The 21,639-nt window shown below is 41.1% G+C and carries 16 protein-coding genes; 3 read left to right on the top strand and 13 right to left on the bottom strand.

The window, feature by feature from the left end:
- Positions 1–24: 24 nt before the first annotated feature.
- The 4 genes from P2W73_RS15000 to P2W73_RS14985 all read right to left on the bottom strand — a co-directional run bounded on the left by P2W73_RS15000 (position 25) and on the right by P2W73_RS14985 (position 3,005).
- On the bottom strand, positions 25–633 hold the full coding sequence (locus P2W73_RS15000; RefSeq protein WP_276502882.1) for a Yip1 family protein: 609 nt from the start codon (positions 631–633) through the stop codon (positions 25–27).
- A 397-nt stretch (positions 634–1,030) separates the two neighbouring features.
- Positions 1,031–1,420 carry a hypothetical protein gene (locus P2W73_RS14995; protein ID WP_276502881.1) on the bottom strand — a complete coding sequence of 130 codons (390 nt, stop codon included), beginning with the start codon at positions 1,418–1,420 and terminating at the stop codon, positions 1,031–1,033.
- Between the two features lie 38 nt (positions 1,421–1,458).
- A complete protein-coding gene (locus P2W73_RS14990) occupies positions 1,459–2,418 on the bottom strand; it encodes a hypothetical protein (RefSeq protein ID WP_276502880.1) in 960 nt (319 codons plus the stop codon).
- 143 nt (positions 2,419–2,561) lie between these two features.
- Entirely contained in the window at positions 2,562–3,005 is a 444-nt protein-coding gene (locus P2W73_RS14985) for a GNAT family N-acetyltransferase (RefSeq protein WP_276502879.1), read from the bottom strand.
- A gap of 161 nt (positions 3,006–3,166) precedes the next feature.
- Between P2W73_RS14985 and P2W73_RS14980 the strand changes: the two genes are divergently transcribed.
- A complete protein-coding gene (locus P2W73_RS14980; RefSeq protein WP_276502878.1) occupies positions 3,167–3,625 on the top strand; it encodes a CHRD domain-containing protein in 459 nt (152 codons plus the stop codon).
- A 36-nt stretch (positions 3,626–3,661) separates the two neighbouring features.
- Here the strand turns inward: P2W73_RS14980 and P2W73_RS14975 are convergent, their stop codons facing one another.
- The 5 genes from P2W73_RS14975 to P2W73_RS14955 all read right to left on the bottom strand — a co-directional run bounded on the left by P2W73_RS14975 (position 3,662) and on the right by P2W73_RS14955 (position 8,823).
- The gene (locus P2W73_RS14975) at positions 3,662–4,060 is read right to left on the bottom strand and encodes a group III truncated hemoglobin (protein WP_276502877.1); all 399 of its coding nucleotides are present in this window, start codon (positions 4,058–4,060) and stop codon (positions 3,662–3,664) included.
- Positions 4,060–5,328 (bottom strand): replication-associated recombination protein A, encoded by a 1,269-nt coding sequence (locus P2W73_RS14970; protein WP_276502876.1) that lies wholly within the window; start codon positions 5,326–5,328, stop codon positions 4,060–4,062. Before P2W73_RS14970 ends, P2W73_RS14975 begins: the two co-directional genes overlap by 1 nt.
- 98 nt (positions 5,329–5,426) lie before the next feature.
- The gene (locus tag P2W73_RS14965; RefSeq protein WP_276502875.1) at positions 5,427–6,374 is read right to left on the bottom strand and encodes a transglutaminase family protein; all 948 of its coding nucleotides are present in this window, start codon (positions 6,372–6,374) and stop codon (positions 5,427–5,429) included.
- Positions 6,375–6,385: 11 nt separating this feature from the next.
- Positions 6,386–7,324 carry an alpha-E domain-containing protein gene (locus P2W73_RS14960; protein WP_276502874.1) on the bottom strand — a complete coding sequence of 313 codons (939 nt, stop codon included), beginning with the start codon at positions 7,322–7,324 and terminating at the stop codon, positions 6,386–6,388.
- Positions 7,325–7,374: 50 nt separating this feature from the next.
- A complete protein-coding gene (locus P2W73_RS14955; RefSeq protein WP_276502873.1) occupies positions 7,375–8,823 on the bottom strand; it encodes a circularly permuted type 2 ATP-grasp protein in 1,449 nt (482 codons plus the stop codon).
- Between the two features lie 222 nt (positions 8,824–9,045).
- Between P2W73_RS14955 and P2W73_RS14950 the strand changes: the two genes are divergently transcribed.
- Entirely contained in the window at positions 9,046–10,458 is a 1,413-nt protein-coding gene (locus P2W73_RS14950; protein ID WP_276502872.1) for a S1C family serine protease, read from the top strand.
- On the opposite strand, the gene P2W73_RS14945 is transcribed toward P2W73_RS14950, so the two are convergent.
- Both P2W73_RS14945 and aspS read right to left on the bottom strand, forming a co-directional pair.
- Positions 10,455–10,892 carry a hypothetical protein gene (locus P2W73_RS14945; RefSeq protein ID WP_276502871.1) on the bottom strand — a complete coding sequence of 146 codons (438 nt, stop codon included), beginning with the start codon at positions 10,890–10,892 and terminating at the stop codon, positions 10,455–10,457. The genes P2W73_RS14950 and P2W73_RS14945 overlap by 4 nt on opposite strands.
- 47 nt (positions 10,893–10,939) lie before the next feature.
- Positions 10,940–12,769 (bottom strand): aspartate--tRNA ligase, encoded by a 1,830-nt coding sequence (aspS, locus tag P2W73_RS14940; RefSeq protein WP_276502870.1) that lies wholly within the window; start codon positions 12,767–12,769, stop codon positions 10,940–10,942.
- A 359-nt stretch (positions 12,770–13,128) separates the two neighbouring features.
- Between aspS and P2W73_RS14935 the strand changes: the two genes are divergently transcribed.
- On the top strand, positions 13,129–13,911 hold the full coding sequence (locus P2W73_RS14935; RefSeq protein ID WP_276502869.1) for a zinc-dependent peptidase: 783 nt from the start codon (positions 13,129–13,131) through the stop codon (positions 13,909–13,911).
- A gap of 103 nt (positions 13,912–14,014) precedes the next feature.
- On the opposite strand, the gene P2W73_RS14930 is transcribed toward P2W73_RS14935, so the two are convergent.
- Both P2W73_RS14930 and P2W73_RS14925 read right to left on the bottom strand, forming a co-directional pair.
- Positions 14,015–15,076 (bottom strand): NAD(P)/FAD-dependent oxidoreductase, encoded by a 1,062-nt coding sequence (locus P2W73_RS14930; RefSeq protein WP_276502868.1) that lies wholly within the window; start codon positions 15,074–15,076, stop codon positions 14,015–14,017.
- A 188-nt stretch (positions 15,077–15,264) separates the two neighbouring features.
- On the bottom strand, positions 15,265–21,456 hold the full coding sequence (locus P2W73_RS14925) for an alpha-2-macroglobulin family protein (RefSeq protein WP_276502867.1): 6,192 nt from the start codon (positions 21,454–21,456) through the stop codon (positions 15,265–15,267).
- Between the last annotated feature and the right edge of the window lie 183 nt (positions 21,457–21,639).

Genomic DNA, 21,639 nt, shown 5'->3' with positions numbered 1-21,639 from the left:
GTTCTTCACAGCAAATTATTTCAATCAGTAACGAACATTAATTGACCCGCCGTCGTAAGGCCGGCCCATTCCGGGAAGTATGGCCACCATGATCATTCCGATAACAATATAAACCACAATTATCACTAATAGGGATACAACAAAGTATCCTACATGTTTTTCAGCCGGTGTTCTTTTGAGCTTTGGCAAGCCAATGTATAAAAGATATAAACCATATAAAGCAACCAAAGCTCCCAGCCATCTGATCACAGGTAATATTGCCAATAGTCCTCCTATCCATGCGGGGGTATAAGAGTAAGCAACAAGTTGCACAGATCGGCTCATATTCTTTTCCGATTCAAAACTTGGAGCTAAGGCATCAATTACAAACGCACTGATAAAAACGCCCACTAATGCACCCACCAGTACCGAGACGGCCTGGGAGATACCGTAGTTAATTCCTGAATACCTGACACCAAAATAACTAACCCCAATTAGTCCATATCCAATAAAAGCAGCGAGAGCGGCTGCACCAGCAAGAGGTAGAACGTAGCTGGTAATAATCTTACCGGTGTCAGGCTGTTCGGTAGCAATAACATCCCATTCTTTTGCAGGAGAAGTGATAATGTTTTTTACTCGTTCAATTAAATTCATAAACGTTGGTTTTAGTAAACTAATATAATGTATCTGGCTAGTATTTACTAAAGCAATAATGCACAGCTAGGTGTATACGAGTAGGATAGATATGTAATGAGGGGATTATGTTTCCCGTAAATAAAGCAGGGAGTGATTGAAAAAATCTTTTCCAGGCCAGCAATGTGGTGTTTTCAGGATAATGGATTTTGGCAATTTCCCTGCTTTACGGGTCTTAGTTATGATAATTGAAAGAACTCAAAAAAATCCAATAAGCATATGCAGAGAGTGTTTAATAAAATTTATACTAATGAGAGTACCAATAGAGAACGGATTAGGTTTGTCAACCAGGGTATCAGATTCTATTAAGCTCCCTGCTGCTTATTGGAAACAGAGGTGTTGCACTTGTAAAAGAACATTAGCGAATATCGAGTTTTCCAGTAGCAGTTTCTTCGTCGCCACAAAAAACATGATAAATATATTTTCCCCGCCGGAGGCCGGTTATTTTTTTATGATCACCTTCATCTAATTTATAATGTTTCATTAATTCCCCCTGAAGGTCAAAGATGAAAAAATCAATTTGTTTTCCTTCATTTCCCTTTGCAACCACATGCATAGCCCTGCTGATGGCATCAGGATATATTTTTATAGCATGATTGTTTAATGAGGAGGAAGATCTTGTTTTTGCACTTGGATTCTTTTCCTCGTCTATCCTTTTTGATGTCATTGCTTTTGCTGTGGCAGGCTGCATGGCCAAAATACCAAAGCAAATAGCAGGGGCAATGGAATGTGTAAATCTTTTACTCATAGGGTTATCGGATTTATTAAAGGAAATAACGAGGGTCTTTAATAAAACACCGGGCAACGCATTTGTTTTCTTGCATTGCTGTTGGGATCATTACCAATTCTAAAGCCAAATCTTAATATTGTGGAGAAAAAGGCGTCATTGTCAGTTGGATCGCCTCTTTGCTCGTTTACACGTGGTGTTGGACGGGAACCTGTGGAGCCAGATAACTCATCTCCGCGATAATACAGCTGCACAGCTTTGCTACGATCCGAGGCTGGTAAAGCATTAAAAATTACAGGATCGACATAAGTTGTGCTCACATCATCCACATAATCCGTAAACAATTGCCTGTGTAAAATTTCCGCACCCACATACATATTTTCTCTGATAAAATATTTGAATCCAAAGCCCATGGGTACCTCCATTTGCGTAAGCTTATAATCTTTTTTCCCATCAATCAAACCCTGTCCTTCTGTATGAAGGGGCTGTAGTTCCACCCATTGACCGTTAAGTTGTGTTTTTGGTTTAAACTTATATGCGCCAATGCCAATAAGTCCGTATGGACGAAGTTTACCCTGAAGTCCATCAAATTGTTCGAAAAATACTGTTGGATATATTTCTGCAGCCAGGTAACCTTCCAATACCGATGATTTAAAACTAAGATTTCTCTTGATACGGGAAATCTCCCTGCCGCCTTTATTTGGTGCTTCAGCATCAGCACCTTCTAATACGCCATGATTTAAAGCCAAACGAAACCCAAGCCACTCTGCCGGGTAATAGTTTACATACACCATCTTTGAAAGCTTGGTCATCGGGAAGTCAACATCTTTTAAAAAGTCACGACCGATACCAGCACTACCACCAAGATCACCTAAAAAGAACATCGGTCCAAGACCAAGTCCTACCTCAAACTTTCCATTGCCGGTTGTAATTGATTGTGAGAAAGATCGAAAGGATAATAAGTTGAGAGCTAAGCACAGCACAAGCATACATGCTGCGGAGACTACTTTGTTTCTCATAGATTCAGATTTCTGGTTTTTTCTTCTATTGGATTATGGCCCAAAATAGAAAAAGAAAAATGTAAGAAAAGAATCTTTTAGAAAGTTTTTTGAATCTTAGTTTAATAAAAAGTCTTTCTACTTAGTGTATTTACGAGGTAGCATTATTGACGTATCATTTTGATATGATCAATGCCATCTTCATCATAGATATCACCGACCTGCACAAAGCCTAATGATTCATAAAATCTTTTGAGGTATAACTGTGCTCCTATCTTGATTGAATTTTTTCCGAATAGTTTAATTGTTTCATCAATGCTTTTTTGCATCAATAGCTTTCCAATTCCACCTCTTCGTGCCGCAGGAGAAGTAACGACCCGCCCAATCGATGGTTGCTCGTACGAAATGCCTGGCGGTACCAGCCTTGTATAGGCAGCTAAACGATCGTCCTGCCAGCCCAGCAGATGATAGCATTGTTGGTCTTTATTATCCATATCCAGGAAAACGCAGTTTTGTTCCACTACGAATACTTCGCTGCGTAACCGCAAAATAGCGTACAGTTCATCAGGACTTAGGTCTTCGAATTTTTTTAACGACCAGTTGAGCATAGAAATTCAGCTTATTAAAGGCGCTAAAGTTAGGTTGTTGAATTGTACTAATTCCATTTTCAGGTGCGGCGAAATTAGGTTTTATACTTTGGGCAACTTTACTTCTTTTTTCAGCGATACGACAATGGAAAGACTAATCGTAAACTATTAAACTACAATTTATGCTACGTAGAACCCTGGTTGGGCTAGGCATAATATTGTGCCTGGCCGCAATATCTTCCTGCGATAAGGATGATGATGACGATAACACTAATAACATTGTTCAGTTTTCAGGAGCAATGAGTGGAGCAAACGAAGTTCCTGCCGTTACAACGACTGCTACAGGAAATGTGACAGGCTCCTATGATAAGACCTCTAAAATACTGACGATTACCGTGACCTATTCCGGCCTGTCAAGTGCCATCACCGTATGGCATGTGCATAAAGCTGCGGTGGGTGTCAGCGGTTTGCCGGTAGATGGGTTGAACTATGGTACAATGGGACCCTCTCCTTTTACATGGTCATCGGGAGCATTGGACGCATCCATGGAGGCGGACTTGATGAATAATTTATGGTATGTAAACATCCACACTGCAGATAATGGAGGCGGAGAGATAAGAGGACAGTTAACTAAACTGTAAGGAACGGGAGGTATTGATTGATAATATACCTCCCCGTCAGGAATTCTTAAAACTATTCAAACCTTCGGTTTCTTGTTTCATTTTAAACTGCATCAAAGCAGCGATAGACTTTGCTTTTGTTTTTGCCATGTTGGCTATTTTGCCCGAAAAAAGTTGATCGACTGTTTCGAAAAAAAATTTTAACCACTGTTCAAAGTGTATTTCCTGGAATGGTACTTTCCTGTTGAGAATATAATGAACTTCCATGGCGTTTTTTTTGTAAGAAGCTGCATCTAATAAAAGAGTTTCCCAGAAATCGCAAATAATGGGTATATGATGGTCCCAGTTTACGCGGGCAATATCATTGAAAATAAAACCGATGGCATCATCATTTTTTACTTTTTCGTAGAAGGCAGTCATTAGTAGTTCAATATCTTTTCTTGATTGAATGTCCATCAGTAATTGTATTTGTCCTTCCACAGGTTTTTTAGAAATTTTCTCAGTTCCTCTTCCCGTGCATTTTTCCCTGGCTCATAAAATTTTGTACCGGATAATTCTTTTGGTAAATATTCCTGTGGTGAAAAGTTATTTTCATAGCTGTGAGAATATTCATAATCCTTGCCGTACCCTAAATTCTTCATCAATTTGGTTGGGGCATTTCGTATATGCAAAGGCACCGATAAATCTCCTTTTGCGTTAACGGCGTTCATAGCGGCCCCGATGGCAACGGTAGCAGAATTACTTTTGGCACTTGAAGCAAGATAAATAGCACACTGTGATAAGATCAGGCTTGACTCAGGATATCCTATTTTATTAACTGCTTCAAATGTTGCGTTGGCCATCACCAATGCAGTGGGATTAGCGTTCCCTATATCTTCGCTGGCTAGAATGAGTAATCTTCTTGCAATAAATTTTACATCCTCTCCGCCCTCTATCATCCGGGCCAGCCAATACACGGCTGCGTTCGGATCGCTACCACGGATGGATTTTATAAAAGCTGAAATAATATCATAATGTTGCTCGCCGCTCTTATCATACAGGGCGATTTTTTTCTGAGCTATATCCATTACCAATTTGTCAGTAATTTCTAAAGCCCCTCCCTCGGAGGGGTTTGGGGAGGCTTCAGTAACAAGCTCGAGTAGGTTTAATAATTTTCTTGCATCTCCTCCGGAAATATTGATCAAGGCTGAGGTCTCCTTTAATTCAATTGTTTTCTTTTTCAGCAACTCATCTTTTTCTATTGCTGTCTGTAATAGCAGCATAAGATCTTTTTCATCCAGCGCTTTTAATACATATACCTGGCATCGGCTGAGCAATGCACTGTTGACTTCGAATGAAGGGTTCTCTGTCGTCGCACCGATCAGCGTTATCGTTCCTTTTTCAACAGCGCCCAATAGAGCATCCTGCTGCCCCTTGTTGAAACGATGAATTTCGTCAATGAACAGGATAGAGCCGGGCTTTGTCTTCGCTTGCTCTATGACTTCTCTTACATCTTTTACACCGGCACTGATAGCACTCAATGTAAAAAACGGAGCGTTCAACGTATTGGCAATAATATTTGCGATGGTTGTTTTTCCTGTGCCCGGAGGTCCCCATAGTATCATTGAGGGAATCCGGCCATTCTCTATTGCAGTTCTTAATATACTCCCCTTTCCTGTCAGGTGCTTTTGACCGGCCAGCTCATCTAATGTGTGGGGACGAATGCGTTCAGCAAGAGGGATCATAACTAAAACAGGTAAACGATGATCAATGATTAATCAAAGACCTGCAAATTACCGATTAGCTGTCACATGCCGGTTTAGAATAACTTACTATATATTATTTACTGCTGCTGTTGCCCGGCGAAACTTTCTATATATTCCGGTAGCTCATCATCGGCCGGCATAGATTCCAGTTTTACTTTATTTATTTCTTCAAAATGGTGGCCATCCTCATACCCCACGGAGACGTACACGGAAAGAGATTGCCTGGCCGGCCCTTTGAAAGTTCCTTTAATCGGAGAACAATCATTAAAGTTGCGTCCTACCGCCAACTTTACATGATGATTGGTGACCCAAACATTGTTAGTAGGATCATTACCGATCCAACCACTCCCAGGAACCCAGGCCTCAATCCAGGCATGGGTGGCGCCTTCACCACGCATCCCATTTTTGTTTGAACAGATATAACCACTAACGTAGCGGCTGGGTATCCCCAGGCTTCGTAACATCTCCAGCATCACATGGGCAAAATCCTGGCAAACACCTGAGCGGTGATCCAATATCTCAGCTACGGTTGTTTCAATATTGGTAATGCCTTTAATATATTTAAATTGATTGAAAATAAAATTGCCGCATTTTTCGATGATCGTAGCAACCGGCATGTCTTCCAGGTAAAATTCACTCACAGCCTCATGTATCTTTTCCTTCAATTCTATTTCACTGATTTTTGATAGTTCAAGTAAGGAGAGATTATCGGCAATTTCTTTTTTCAGAATAGTTAAACCGGCCTGGTTATTAAGAAAAATATCTGGCTGACCAAGTGTTCTTACAATCAGCTTGCTTTCAATAACAAGTTCTTTGTGCGATGGCATCAGGTTGAACATGCCAATTCGATTGCCCCAATAGTCTTGCATCAGATAAATTTCGGGATGACCAGAGATGTGCAATTCATGATGCAGGGTTTCCTGTCCTGAATCGGAGAATGGATAAATTCTTATTTCGTTTACACTCTCTTTTACCGGGCGGTCATATTCGTATTTGGTAATGTGATGTATATTAAAAACGGGCATTTCGTTCCTGGTTAGGCGTATGAAAAATAGATCTGCGTAAGCTGTTTTGAAAAATCGGTAAGATCATTGCGCAGCGAATATAAGAAATGAGGTAATCCTTCCTGTTTTATAGTATTCATGTCGGCAAATTCCACTTTGCTGCAGATCCGGCCAATTTGTTTTTCTAAAGAAATACTGCCATCAACATGAGTGTGCTCCGCTATTTCTTTGAAGTAACGTTTGACCCGTTGCATGGAATAGATGATTGACCGGGGAAAGTTCTTATTGAAAATGACATGTTCAATTACGTTCTGATTGTATTGGCCCCGGGGATAGGTTTTCAGATATAACTCATAACCGGAGAGAGAAAGTAAAAGATTTCGCCAGAAGAGAATATCATTTGGGATATCAAGCCGGTGTTCGATTTTCTGGGAATGAGCCAGGATGTTATCGATGGTAAGGAGACATCGTTCGATAAATTTACCCAGGTTTAAAAATTGCCAGCCCTGGCCTCTCGGCATCGTGCTATCAATGACACCATAGAATAAAACACTATTCTGATCCAGCATATCTATCACTTCCAGGGACTGGGAACCGGTAACACGTTGTTCTATCCCCGGCTTATTTACAATATGATAGGATTGATTGACCAGTTCCCAAACCTCTTTGGTGATATAATCCTGTACGCCGCGGGCATTTTCCCTGGCTTTGGTCAATAATACCTTACTTGAATTAAGGTTTCTTGTATCCGTCACCAGGTATTTTAAGGCAGCATCGGAGTTTTCACCATGCTGCGAAGCCACTTCATGATTATAGGAAAATAAGATGATGGCATCTTTCAAGGAAAAATCGTTCTGTTGATCGGTATCAAAGGACAAAATATAATTAGTGCGAATTACTCTTATCAGGCAATCGTTTCTTTCCATGTATCGGTTTAGCCAAAACAATGAATCTGCAATTCTACTAAGCATGAAGGGGTCTAAATTTAAAAGTTTAAGGGTTAAAAGTTCATTAGCGATTGTTACAGATCTACTACCCATGTATCCTTACTGCCACCTCCCTGGGAAGAATTTACAACCAGGGATCCTTCACGCAACGCCACTCTTGTCAGGCCGCCGGGAACCACTTTTATTCCTTCCGGTCCGCACAGCGCATAGGGGCGCAGGTCAACATGACGAGGCTGTAATTTACCGTCAATAAAACATGGTACTGTCGATAGCTTGATGATCGGCTGCGCAATGAATTCCCGTGGGGTTTCCAATATGGCTTTTTTTGCGCCAATCAATTCCTTCTCGCTTGCGGAATTTCCCATCACCATGCCATATCCACCGGACTGATTGGTTCGTTTGATCACCATTTTCTCAATATTATCAAAAACATATTTCCTTATCTCTTCATCTTCTAATCCATAAGTAGGGACATTGGGTAAAATGATTTCTTCATTTAAATAGTATTTGATCATGGCAGGAACGTAAGCATACACTGCTTTGTCATCGGCTACTCCATTGCCTACAGCATTAACAATAGCCACATTTCCCTTGCGATAGGCGCTCATCAACCCCGGAACGCCCAAAGCACTATCCGGTCGAAATACCAGCGGATCCAAAAAATCATCGTCAATCCTGCGATAGATCACATGCACCTGTTGTAAACCTGAGGTCGTCTTCATATATACCTTATGATTGTCTACAAGCAGGTCACGACCTTCTACCAGTTGTACACCCATTTGCCTGGCCAGGAACGTGTGCTCGAAATAAGCAGAGTTGTATACGCCAGGAGTCAGTAATGCTACGGTGGGGTTGGAGATTTGTTGTGGCGCAAGACTCACCAGGATATTATGGAGCAGTATTGGATAATTGTTGATCATTCTGGCCCGGCTATTCGACAACATTCCCGGAAAAATCTTCTTGGTTACTTCCCGGTTTTCCAACATATAAGAAACACCGGAGGGAGTCCGCAAATTGTCTTCTAAAATATAAAACGTACCATCCTGGCTGCGTATCAAATCAATGCCTGAAATATGAACATAGAGATCATGTGGCACACGAATACCAAAAACTTCTCTTGTGTAATGAGGGCAGGATGCAATAAGATCGGCAGGTATGACCTTATCTTTTAATATTTGCTGTTCAGAATAGATGTCTTTTAAAAAAAGATTCAAGGCTCTCAGCCGTTGCTTTATTCCCTGCTCGATATGATTCCATTCGGAGCCGGTTAGAATACGGGGTATAATGTCAAAAGGGAAAATTTTTTCTATACCTGCATCATCACTATACACGGTGAACGTGATGCCCTGGTTCATGAAAAGTTCACCAGCCAGTTTATCTTTTTGGAGTAACACATCCAGCGGAAAATTGGCAAAATCTTTATAGACCTGTCCATATTGCGATCGGATATTACTTTCGTGGCACATTTCATCCCAGGTGCCCGGATAAGTTTTGTATTGTTCAAAAAGTTGATGACCAGTCATAGCAGTTATTTTTGTAAAATAAAAAGGTTGCTTCACAGGAATGACATCTGTTTAGCAACCGTTTTGTCGAATATAGCGAATTCCTCAAATATTTACACTCTTTAAAGCATTGAGTTTAAAAAACAAAGTACACATGAAGAATATCGGGAGCATTAGATCGTTTTAGCTGGATAATTTTTTTGTTTATTGCCGGCAATCGGATTGTTTTATTACTTTGAACGAATGTTTGGAAAGCTAATGGTAAGAAGAAATTATATAGCCTTTTTTTTGTTTATCGGACTTTTAAGTCATAATGCCGGTCATGCCCAGGTTATTTCGACGGAGCAAAGTTATGCGGCAAATTCTCCGGCCGTGGCAATGGTGCAGACGGTTTTTTCGGCAAACGTATATGTCAATAAAGTAGAAATGAATCAACGCAGGTTTAACCAGCTTGTGGATTCTGTGCAACGACTTGACACGACCGGCACCATGTTTTCAGCAGAAGAAAAGTTGGATATTGTTGTAAAAGCTTTATACAATAGCCCGTTTCGGTTCTTTTCCGCTACGCCACAATATTTTCGCCAGCGGCACCGCATCTTATCCTCCGGAACAGGTTTTTTTATAACCGGGGATGGCTATCTCATTACAAATGCCCATATCATCGACAGAGACAGTTCCTTTATCAGGCGCAAGTTTACTTTGTCGACCTTTCAGGAAGTGACGGAAGCTAATATTAAAGCATTGCAGGAATCCTGGGCAATGGTATTAAATGACGAACAAAGAAACCTGTTAAATAATGCCTATAGCGCCATTTATTCCCAGGTATCTTCCATGATCCTGTTTGACCTGCAGCGGGAAATCTATGTGCAGTTTAGAACGGATGACAGCGATGATAAATTAAAGACGAAGCGATTACCTGCCCGGGTTATTATCAAAGGGACGCCTATGCCGGGAAAAGATGTAGCCTTGTTAAAGATTGACAGCGTATTCCAACTTCCAACCTTGCCTCTCAGTAGAGAAACAAGCACCAGAATTGGCGAACAGGTATTAGTATACGGATATCCTGAGCCAGTGACGTCGAATACGTTCCTGGCAAAAGAAACGAATATTGAACCTACCCTGACTTCGGGTATTGTAAGTGCCGTGAAAAGATCGGTGGGTGGGTGGCCCGTTATTCAAATGGATGCCGTTATCACTCACGGCAGCAGCGGCAGTCCTGTTTGCAATAATAGGGGAGAAGTGATAGGCCTTGCTACTTTCGGCAGCCTTGAGCAGAAAACAGGAAGTCTGGCCTCAGGGTTTAATTTCGCCATCCCGGTCTCAATTATCAGGAGCTTTCTTGATTCGGCAAAGGTTGATACCAAAATGAGCCAGGCAGCACTTGCATTCAATAGGGCGTTGAGCTTTTTTTATTCAGGTTATTACACAAAAGCATTGAAGCGCTTTTCCGGTGTAAAAAAGATTAACGAAGAGTATCCGCAACTCAGCTATTACATTGAAATGTCTTCCAAAAAGATGAGTACGGGAGAGGACCGGGATACCATACAACGAAGATCCATTTTTCGTCTTGTTGCTCTCGGGTTTATTATTGGAGGATTGCTGATTTATTCCCGATGGAAATGGAAAGCCAATCGTAACAAAACTATTTTGAATTAATTTCTTTCAAATTCAAATTTCCGGTTCATAAAATTTTCATACAACTCAAGGCGCAGCTTATATAAACCAAAAAGAATCACCAGTTGCAGGATAAGCATGGAAGTGTAAAGTAGCAGCAAGACAAATATGCTGAACGAGAAATCAAAAAAGTTCTTGCCCGATACCATAGCAAGTTGTTTGATCTCCCTGACTTCGATAATGATAAACCCAAACAAAAAGGTTAGAAAAACAAAATTCAACAGAAAAAGCCTGTTGAACACTTTTTTCTGCCTGCCCTCGACCGGGTTATCAGGATAATTATTGTTAACCAGGTTTATTGCCAATATTGTCAACATAAATATTGAACTAAAAAGCAATACCCCCACGATGCTTCCAAACGAAATATGCTGAAAGAAAGTTAGCAATGCCTCCATGGCCTTAAACCCGGCAGCCATCATCTGCAGGATACAGAGCAGTCTAAACAGTTTCCAGCGGAGGGGCATCAGGATTTCAGATCCAATTTTATCTGCAGTTCATCAAATTGTTTATCATCAATAGTAGCCGGTGCATCGAGCATTACATCTCTCCCGCTATTATTTTTAGGGAAAGCGATAAAATCACGGATGCTTTCGCTGCCTCCGAGTATTGCGCACAGGCGATCAAAGCCAAAAGCAATTCCGCCATGAGGTGGCGCTCCATATTCAAACGCACCTAACAAGAAGCCAAATTTATGTTGCTGTTCGGCTTTATCCATTCCCAGTGCCGCAAACATTTTTTCCTGTAACTCTCTTTGGAAAATACGGATGGAGCCACCGCCAATCTCATTTCCGTTTAATACCATGTCATAAGCATTGGCTTTGATATTGGCATAAGGATGAGTTAGATATTCTGCAGCGTTTTCGATAACCGGGTTGTTGTTGATCATCGTCTCTATCTGCTGTGGCTTGGGCGAAGTAAAAGGGTGGTGACGGGCTACCCACCGATTGCCTTCTTCATCGTATTCAAACAGAGGGAAATCCAGCACCCACAACAATTTGAACTCATCATCTTTTCTAAAGCCCAGGCGTTTGCCCATTTCAAGCCGCAACTCGCTGATGGCTTTTCTTGTTCTTTCTTCGGCTCCGGCCAATATCAACACAAGGTCACCGGCTTTTGCCTGTGTTGCGTCAGCAATAGCTTTTAATTTTTCTTCAGTATAAAACTTATCGATACTGCTTTTATAACTGCCGTCTGCATTGCATTTTATAAAAGCAAGACCTTTCATGCCGATCTGCGGACGTTTTACCCATTCGGTCAACTCATCTGTTTGCTTCCGGGTATATTCGCTGCAACCGGGAACAGCAATGGCCAACACGGTTTCTACCTCATCAAATACTTTGAAGCCTGCGCCATCAATTAAATCACGGCTGTCTTTTTTTGTTGTATAAACAGAAGAAGGTTTTTTCAGGTTCAACAGTTCCATGCCAAACCGGATGTCGGGTTTGTCATTACCATATTGCCACATAGCATCTTCCCATGTCATCCGTTGAACGGTTTCAGTATAATCTATCCCTTTAACTTCTTTAAAAATAGATTTGATCAAACCTTCAAACATTTTTAAAATGTCTTCTTGCTCCACGAAAGCCATTTCGCAATCGATCTGGGTAAACTCGGGTTGACGGTCGGCCCTAAGATCTTCGTCCCGAAAGCATTTTACCACCTGGTAATAGCGGTCATAGCCGCTTACCATCAGCAATTGTTTAAAGGTTTGCGGCGATTGGGGCAATGCATAAAATTGACCGGGGTTCATCCTGGAAGGCACCACAAAATCCCTGGCTCCCTCTGGCGTGGATTTGATCAGGAATGGCGTTTCAATATCCATAAAGCCGTTCGAATGCAAATAATTTCGGGCAGCCCGGTTTACTGCATATCGCAGTTCCAGGTTTTTCTTCACAGCATTTCTTCTCAGATCGAGATAACGATATTTCATGCGGAGGTCATCGCCACCGTCGGTTTTGTCCTCAATAGTAAAAGGAGGAACAGCCGATTTATTGAGAATGGAAAAAGAGGAAATATTTATTTCAATCTCACCTGTGGATATGTTACTGTTCTTGCTGCTTCTTTCGCTTACCATTCCTGTGGCTTGCAATACAAACTCCCGGCCCAATGGATTTTCATCAAGCTGTTTGTTTAGTTCTTCGCCAAATAATAATTGAGTGATGCCATAGCGGTCACGAAGGTCCACGAAAGTAATGGCGCCAAATTTCCGGACAGTTTGCACCCAGCCGGCCAGGGTTACTTCTTTTGAAACGTCTGTTATTCTTAATTCGCCACAGGTATGAGTTCTATACATGGAAATTCTAAAATTATGCGTTAAAGGGTCCAACAAATCAGCTGGAAGGCTTTACAGCCAACGGTTTACGCTTCTTTATGGGCGGCAAAGATAGTAAGCGAGACAGTATTGGCCAATTCAACTATAAATTGGCCAGGATTCTTAAAGCATTGGTGTAATAAATCAGCCAGGAGGAGTAATGTGTTGTGAAGTCCGATTGTTGCTGAGGATTAAATATGTTGAACTGCTGAATAACTTTTTCACCCTCTTGGCTGCTAGTTCATTGATGAATTATACGTAGATTTACTAGCGGAAAATAACCAGTATATGTTTGCAAGTTGTTCATTCGTTGTCTATATTTAAACACCGAACCGTGCACTATGCAATCAATTCTTCAAAGACTGAGTGGCCTGTTTTCCCGAACTTCCCGTTCGGCTATAACCCCACTACCTGAAGAAGAAAGTATTGATGCCGCCATTTTCAATGATTATTCTTATGTGATCGGGAGTGTGTTTTCTTATTTCAATGATCTCCCGATTTATTCTAAATGGAAATTTGTAAAAAGAGCACACCAGTTTCGTAATCAGAAACGATTTCATTTTATCGGGATGGAAAAAAATGAAGCCACGGCTATATTGGTAAGTTCATCGGCTGTGCAGGTGACATTCGGTTTAAAAAATTACCAGCTATCTTATTTCAAAGACATTTATATCCTGGCCGATGCTTATCGCCTGGATAATGACGATGAACTGTATATCGGTCATGTTGCTCCTGACGGAATCTATCTTTCATGGAAACATTTTTTGTACGGGTATTCTTATAAAAATGATAACATCAATGTAGCTGTGCACGAGATGGCTCATGCTTTACTTTATAATAACTTTTTTGCCCAGTATGGTATGGATCCAAATTTTCGATTAAACTATGAACGGTTTTCCACCAAGACCGGCCCCATATTGGCAGACGTTATTGCAAAGCGTCGCAGTTATTTAAGAAGCTATGCTTTCAGTAATATGCATGAGTTCTGGGCAGTGAGTGTTGAAGCGTTTTTTGAAAACCCTGAAGGCTTACGAAGAAATATGCCTGATCTCTACGAAGCATTAAGCCATGTACTCAACCAGGACCCTGTAACGAAAACTAAATTGCTCATAACCGAACCATGATTACGTTATTTCTGCTCTACCGTCTCCGTCTTTTTATCAAAAATTATAAAAAAAGACGCCTGGCAGCTGCCGTAGCTACTTACCCCCATCCCTTAAAGGGGAGTTAGGAGCGGGTTAAAATTTTTGAAAATCTTTTTATATCTGCATCTTTTGCAATTGGCTCTTCGTATAAAAGATGATCCACCAGCTGTCTGGCAAAAAAAGGTGCCAGTGAACATCCTTTTGTACCCATGCCATTCAATATCCCGATCGATGGATGTGAGGGATGAAATCCAACAAAGGGCCGTCGTTCCAGTGTGGCCGGCCGCAACCCCGATCGATGTTCAACAATCGTAAAAGGAATTTTTAACCACTGTGTTAAAACCTGTTCTGTATTTTCCCTGAACGCAGTTGTTGGATTGGCATTTTCGAAATCCCAGACATAGCTGGCGCCAACCCAAAACAAATCTTTTTCCGCCAGCGGAACAATCATCATTGATTTCTTATAAATATGCGTGTCGGGTAAACCGGGAATCGACACAACCAATGCTTCCCCTTTGTTGGGTGCGAAAGGGAGTTGTTTGAAAAAAAGATTTTCAAAACTGGATGTGCCATCGCAGAATATAATTTTATCGGCGATAATTTCTTTATACTGAATTTTATCGGCTTCAATTTTTAAATGCTCCGGCTCAAAATTTTCCTCCAATAAATTGTTGCTTGCAATCAGTGTTTTTCGCCAGGCAGGTAATAATGTTTCGAGGTGCGCCGTATATGCTGGTCGTATTTCGCCACAACCAAATTCATAGTTAAATAAATTATTGAAATGATTTTGTTCCGGGTAGGAGTGTACATATTTATCACCACTTTCAATCTTTTGTAAAAAACTTTCCCGCATGAAAGGGTTGGGAAAAAAATCAATGATTGGTTTTTGAGATATGGCAGTTATTCCAAGGTCATGGCCAAACTCCTGGTAAGCTTTCCATGCATAAGGTAACACTTCATCCACCATCCACACTGTTACTAATCTTCTTCCGGTTACCGGGTTGATGATACCTGCTGCGATTTTTGAAGGAGCATTTTCATAGTTGTTATCAATGACTAAAAAACTTTTATTTTCCTTTTGCAAATAATAGGAAAGAAAAGTTCCGCTGATGCCCTGTCCAACAATTAAATAATCTATCTGCATGAAGCAAAAATAAGTTCATTGACAGTATGATAACTAATGAATAAATAGATTAGGGTTGATCAACTGACCAACCCTAATAAGCATCTATAAATTATTCTATTGACAGGCGAATCCCTTCGCTATGCGAACTAAATTCCGGTGCATGACCTCTCCTCCTAACCTCCTCTCCAAAGGAGAGGAGGAATCGATCACTCCACGTTGATGCGAATTCCTTCACTGTGTGAAGAAAATTCCGGAGCATACATACATAGTATAGTTGTAATGCCGTTACTGAAATTGCCGGCATGAGTAATAAACAAAGGATATTCGAAAACATAAGTTCCTTTGCGCAGGTTACTGAAAAAGAAATTGGTGCTGGCGTCTTTGGTAGATTCATAATAGCCTAAACCGCCTTGCCATTTATAGCTGCTCAATACATTTACCGGTTCCATAGCAGATGCCCGCATATCTTTCATATGCACATATTCCATTTCCCTGTCAACCCGCAGTTCTATCCGCACTTTTATCTTATCACCTACTTTTAAAATGTCGCCGTCATTCACTGGCGTCAACACAGGCCCTCGATCAGAGTTCTTTTCTACAAACAATTTCTTTACCAGCTGGAGTGGAGTAGAGGCAGTCGTGATCTTATCCAGGTCTTCGAAATATTGCCAGTAAACAGCACCGTATGTGGCCCCCTCTAAATCTCCTCCGCCAGCCGGCCGAGAGACTTGCGAAGAACCTACTGTTACGGAGATGTTTCCCATTACTGGTTTTACATCCTTCCCATCGATAGTTTTTTTAAAATAACCTGTGCCAGCTTCAGCAGGTTCTGTTCCTTCTCCTTTGGAAGGGGTTATGAGAAGGTCGCCGAGTTTAATTTGAACCGATGGCTCATTTGTTAACCATTGGGTGCCCTGCAACAATAAGGCATAGCAGGCTTCGGCTGTTGCTTTGGTTGACTCCCAGCGATTGGTCTGCTTGTTTTTCAATAACCATGTTTTTAAATCATCTGCGGTTTTAAAATCCCTGCCAATTTCCTGGAACGCTTCTATCAGTAATGCCTGTCTTTCGATTGGCGCCTCATGCCAGAACCAGCCCCGCCTTGCATCCTTCCAATACATGCCCAATTCTTCATTGATAATCGCAGTTTCCTTCAATGACTTCAATATTTCCACCGGCGTTTTTGCGTCACCTGTTCTGCCTAAAGCAAGTACGATCATTCCCTGCATGTATTTGTTTTGCTTTGTCCAGGTTAACTGGGTTCTGGTCCTGAAATAGTCATAGGCCTTTTGTGAAGCGTTCGCTATTTTATACTCCGGGAAAAAGCTTCGCATATACAGGTATTGTATAATGCTGTAATCGGGTGTGTATTTTGTGAGGTCGGTTTTGTGTTTGACCAGGTTGTCATAATCTTCTTTTATTTTTTTATCGAGATAAGGAATTGCCAATACTAAAATTTCGTCCAGCTTTGGTTTTTGCCCTTCGGCATAACCATTTAATTTTTTCAGGTGACCGATGCCTGTGACAATGTATTGTGTCATGTAGCGATCATCGGGTCCACCTTTGAACCACACAAAACCACCATTGCTGCTTTGCATTTGCTTCAGCTTGTCGTAAGAGCTACTGACTTCTTTGCTCATTCGTATCATGTCAAACAATAAAGCAATATTCTTTTTTTGTTCTGTTTCGCTTTTTGCCTGCAATACCCAGGGAGTTTCTTCCAGCAGGATGGCCTTCAACTCTTCATTTTTTTGCAGGTTGGAAAGCAGTGCGGCAGTATCTTTTGTTTTCCATTGCTCAAAAACCTGCTTAATGCGTGGCGACGAATTGGCGATAAACGTTGCCAGTGAATTAGCATAATAACGGTTCCAGGTTTGCTCTGCACAATCATAAGGATACTCCATCAGGTAAGGTAATGCCTGTACGGCGTACCATACCGGGTTAGAAGTGTATTCTGCGGTGAGCGAATAGTGCTGAAGAGTTTCCGAATTTGCGGAGTTCAATAATTTTTCAAAGGAGAAATTTTTGGTGCCTGTACCCCTCATCGGCAATGGCAGTGTTTCCGTAACCAACATGCGATTCGTTAGAACAGGCATGGCATTTTCCTCTCCATCGCTAAAAGCATCCGCCTTCGCAACGATCCGCCACACTAATGCTTTATTGAACTGATAGGGAACAACAATCGGGAATTGCACGGCTTGGCTTTGACCCACAGCTACGGTGAAAAACTGTACCGGCGCCATATTGCTGAACCAGCCGTCAATTGGTTGGTTAGTGGTAGCATCAAACAAATGTAGTTCTGCCTGTCCTGTCAATTCTTTATCGGCGAGGTTGACAATCTTGGCACTGAATTCCATTTTATCGCCTTCCCGTAAAAATCTTGGCGCATTGGGTTGCACCATCAATTGCTTTTGCGTAATGATTTCTTTAGTGCTATAACCTAGTGCGCCTTCTTTGGTATGCGCCAACGCCTGGAATTTCCATTTGGTCAATGCTTCCGGCAAAGTGAAAGAAAATTCAATAGCACCTCTCTCGTCTGTTTTTAAATTGGGAAAGAAAAAAGCTGTTTCATTGAAATTTTTGCGGATTTGAATGGCTGAGTTATCGATAGGCCTTTGCCCAATTTTTTTTGTCATGATTGCAGAATCCAACTCTTCTTGCGTTGCAGGAGGTTCAGATACTTCCTCGTCTTTAACAATTTTTGGTTCGGTCATTTTCATCATTTCAACTTGAGGAGCAGCAGCAACATTCATGTCAGCCATTTCAATTCCCGGTACTCTACCCGCTAGAGCTCTCCTTTGTTTTCCGTATCCGACAACAACTATTTCGTTGAAGTAGGTCGATAGAAGTTGATCATATTGTTTCTGAAAATATTTTGAGTCAGGATAAACTCCAGGCTTAACATTCGACTCGACCTTTACAAAATTGTTGCTGCTATTCCAGAATCTGCGGGAATTATATGTTGGCCAGATAGAAGGCTTATTCCATTGATGCGGATAAAACTGGTCGAGTGAAGCGTCGTACATACTTGCGAGCATTTCAGCAGCCAGCTTTTCATTTTTATAACCGGTGATTTTTAGTTTCCATTTTTCTTCACTGCCGGGTAATGTTTTGTCACGATAAGTCGCATATTCTATACTCAATTCTTTATTCGTCCAAGTAACCATAATGGTTTGATTGTATTGATAAACCCTGTTATGTTTTACAAATAACCAGCTCACGCCATAACCACCACGGTCAGCTTCGGATGCTGTGAAATCAAAAGAACGTTTTTCATTATTTAATTTCAGGAACGAATAGTTGCCAGCTCCCGGTTGCTGGTTGCCGGTTTCTTTATCCAATTGTTGTACTACAAATAAATTATCGGCCGATGTTCCCAGCCTGACTGTTGTTTTTTCTCCGGGCTCAATGGGTTTGGCACCTTCTGACCATAAATATTGTGGTGTGGCTAATTGTTTGCTTTTTTCATCATATAGCTCAATATATTTTACATCTTTTACTTCTTCACCGTTTTTATCTTTCGTTGAAATTTCGATAACATAAAAACCTATACCAAATCTCCCATTTTCCACTTGCCATTCCCCACTCTGCTTCACCGAATCGCTCTTCTCAAAAACTCTTTCTCCTTTCTCCCATGTCTTAGGGTCATTTTCATTATCGTATTCATCATAAGGGAAGTTCTTGATATATTCTTCTTTACTGATGACGAACTGGTCAGGCCTTTCCCAATAGCGGCTGCGGATCAAGCGTTTTTCTTCTTTTAATTTAGCGATGGTGACTTTTACGTTGGCAGGTTCAAACTGTCCATTCATATTCTCCGTACGAATAGATAATGTTTTTAAACTGTCAACGGAAATCGTTGCAGGGATGTTTGTTTTTAAAAGCAATGATTTATAACCAACAGAAATTTTTTGCTCACCACTTCTTGTCTCTCCATTGATGTCGGTAATATCCGCATACACCGTGTAGTCAAATACCGGCTCCAGTTTCTTTTCAATTTTCAGATCAGGTATGGCGGTAAATTTGACAACAAATTTGCCGCCCTTATCTGTTGTAGCCTCGCCATGTGCAATTTCCATAGGTGCAGTGGGTGGAAACCAGCCACGCCAAAATAACCACGGATAAATAAATCGGGGCTGGCGAACTACCCGGTATTTTACCATGGCCCCATCTATATTGTTTCCTGCATAGGCTTTTGCAACACCGGTCACTTTTATTGTATCATTTACTTTATAAGTGCCTTTCAATGGTTCATAATCCACATAAAATTTGGGACGTTTGTATTCTTCCACTTTAAATCCGGCATTGCCATTATCTTTTTTGGTGTAAATACTGAAATCCCCATTCAGACCAGACTGTGGCAATTGAAATTTGCCGGAGAATGAACCGTATTCATTGGTTTTGACAACGATTGTATCAATATCCTGGTAGTTCGCATCACGCAAATAAATTGTCGTTTGATAGTTGTCATTAGTCCATGCCTTTTTTTCTTCCACCGACCTGTTTAGCACTACGCCTTTAAAATATACCGTTTGCCCCGGGCGATAAAGGCTGCGATCGGTAAAAAGAAAAACAGTGCTGCTTGTTTTGGGTTCCTTAGGAATATTATCACGATAATAGTAATAGTCATACACCAGGTCATTCATAAATAGCCGGTCATTATTATAGGTAATATCCAGCAGATATGAATAATTGCTATAACGTTTGCCGGCCTCCTGGCTCGTTTGTTCTTTTTTGAAAAAGCCATTATTGTCAGTCTTATAGAGCCTCGCTTTTTCCTTTGTGTATTTTGATTGTTTATAATCATATTTCTGCTCCCAAACCTGTACTGCGGCATTGGCCAGTGGTTGACCGTTGTCGCGGTTCAACACAAAAAAATCATTACCATTGTTGACATAGCTGATGTTGGATACGTAAAATAACCTGGCGCCGAGCAAAGTTTTTTTGTTGTTGAATTCTTTGTCTGTACCAGCCACCAATATATAATCCCCGGAAAGCAGGGCGTCGATCTTTATTTCAACGCTATGTTGCTGCAGGTCGTTGGTTGCCGGAAGTTGTCGCTGCCAGTCGAGAATGGGTTTGGCTGCAAGGATGGATGTCCAGTATTTATCACCATATTGATCTTCCAATTGTTTTTTCAATGTTTCATCTGCTTTGATCAGGCGTAAGGAAAGCTGGTTGACGTTTCTATACGCTACAAAAGCCCTGAAGGGATGGCCAGGTACATTCACCTTTTCTACACTGAATTGCAGTGATTGGCTATTCAGTTGATTTAATAAATTGTAGCAATTGATGGCTCCTTCAGTCCCTTCTGCAGCTTTATTTTTTAAAACCTTTTCACAAATTTCCTTTGCTTTTACTCTTGAATAACGATGTGTTGTATCACCAAATGGTTTGTACTCATCGGCCTGCTGATTGTAATAAGCCGCTAACAAATACCAGGCCTGGGATGCGGCGGGAGTACTTTCATATTGACGGGCCAGGTGATTGATGGCATTAAAATAGAGTTGTTCCTTGTCAGGATGCACTGATTTGTTTCTTACAAATTCAATACGCTTAATATCCGCATCAATCAAAGCGTCATGTTTTGTGTCTTTGCTATGAAAGGCGATTAATTTCTGATAAATGATTAATGCGTGGTATTGCAGGGACAAGGAGTCTTTGGTTGAAAATTTCCGGTGAATAAAATCTGCAGCCGGATCAAAAGCCGCTGCCTGGTCGATTTCAAAAGCATAAGCTGGTTTTGCGATGTCTCTTTCGTCGTTTTCAAAATAATCTAATGCCCGGTGAGTCAGCAAATCAAAAAGGGTAGGACGAAGATGACGAACATTTCCTTTTATAATAATGGCATCAAAGGATTCCAATTTGGTTTGCTGCAATAGTTTTTCAGGCTTTATCGATTGCAGGTATAATTCGCCGATCTTTTTATGAAAATCATCAGCACCCCAGGTGGCAATATCATTTTTATTAAAATTGGTCGTTTTGGTTCGGTTATATAAATCCCAGCGGATTTGCTGATAATAGTTCCAGTACATTTCAGCTAAGAGGCTATTCAAAATCGCACTAACCGGTTCTTTGGAAACCGCAATTTCTTTTTCCATTTCTGCAATCGAAAACACTTCATTGTCCTCCCGGTTCTCAGCCTGCAGCCCGGTCATATACACCAGGGATTTTATAAGTTGAGCCTCCTGTGGTGAGCCTGCCGAGCCATCTTTTTTAGCCATGTCATATATCTTTTTTACCTCAGCCAGGGCTGATTTGGGAAGATTCTTTTTGGAAAATTCTTCCACTCTTTTCCAGGCAGCGTCGTATTTCTTTATGTTGTTTTGGCTTTCGGCACTCATGGTAAATAGACTGAGTAAGATTGTAAAAAAGCAAATCCTTTTTATAAGTTTCATATCTGGTAGTTAAAATCAATGACAAGTTAAAGAATCCTGTGCAAGGGATAAGATGCAGAAATGTTTCGGATTTCATACGTAACGGAAGTGGTTAATCAGGACCTGTTAAAAGCCAGGCCGGGCCTGCTTTTGGAGTGCCTTACGATAATCTTTCTATGGTTAGTGCTGTAGCTTTTAACTTTT

The sequence above is a fragment of the Terrimonas pollutisoli genome, from assembly GCF_029360765.1.
GTDB classification, from domain to species: Bacteria; Bacteroidota; Bacteroidia; order Chitinophagales; family Chitinophagaceae; genus Terrimonas_B; species Terrimonas_B pollutisoli.
The sequence above is the reverse complement of the archived record's forward strand: the minus strand, read 5'-3'. Positions and strand labels throughout refer to the sequence as shown.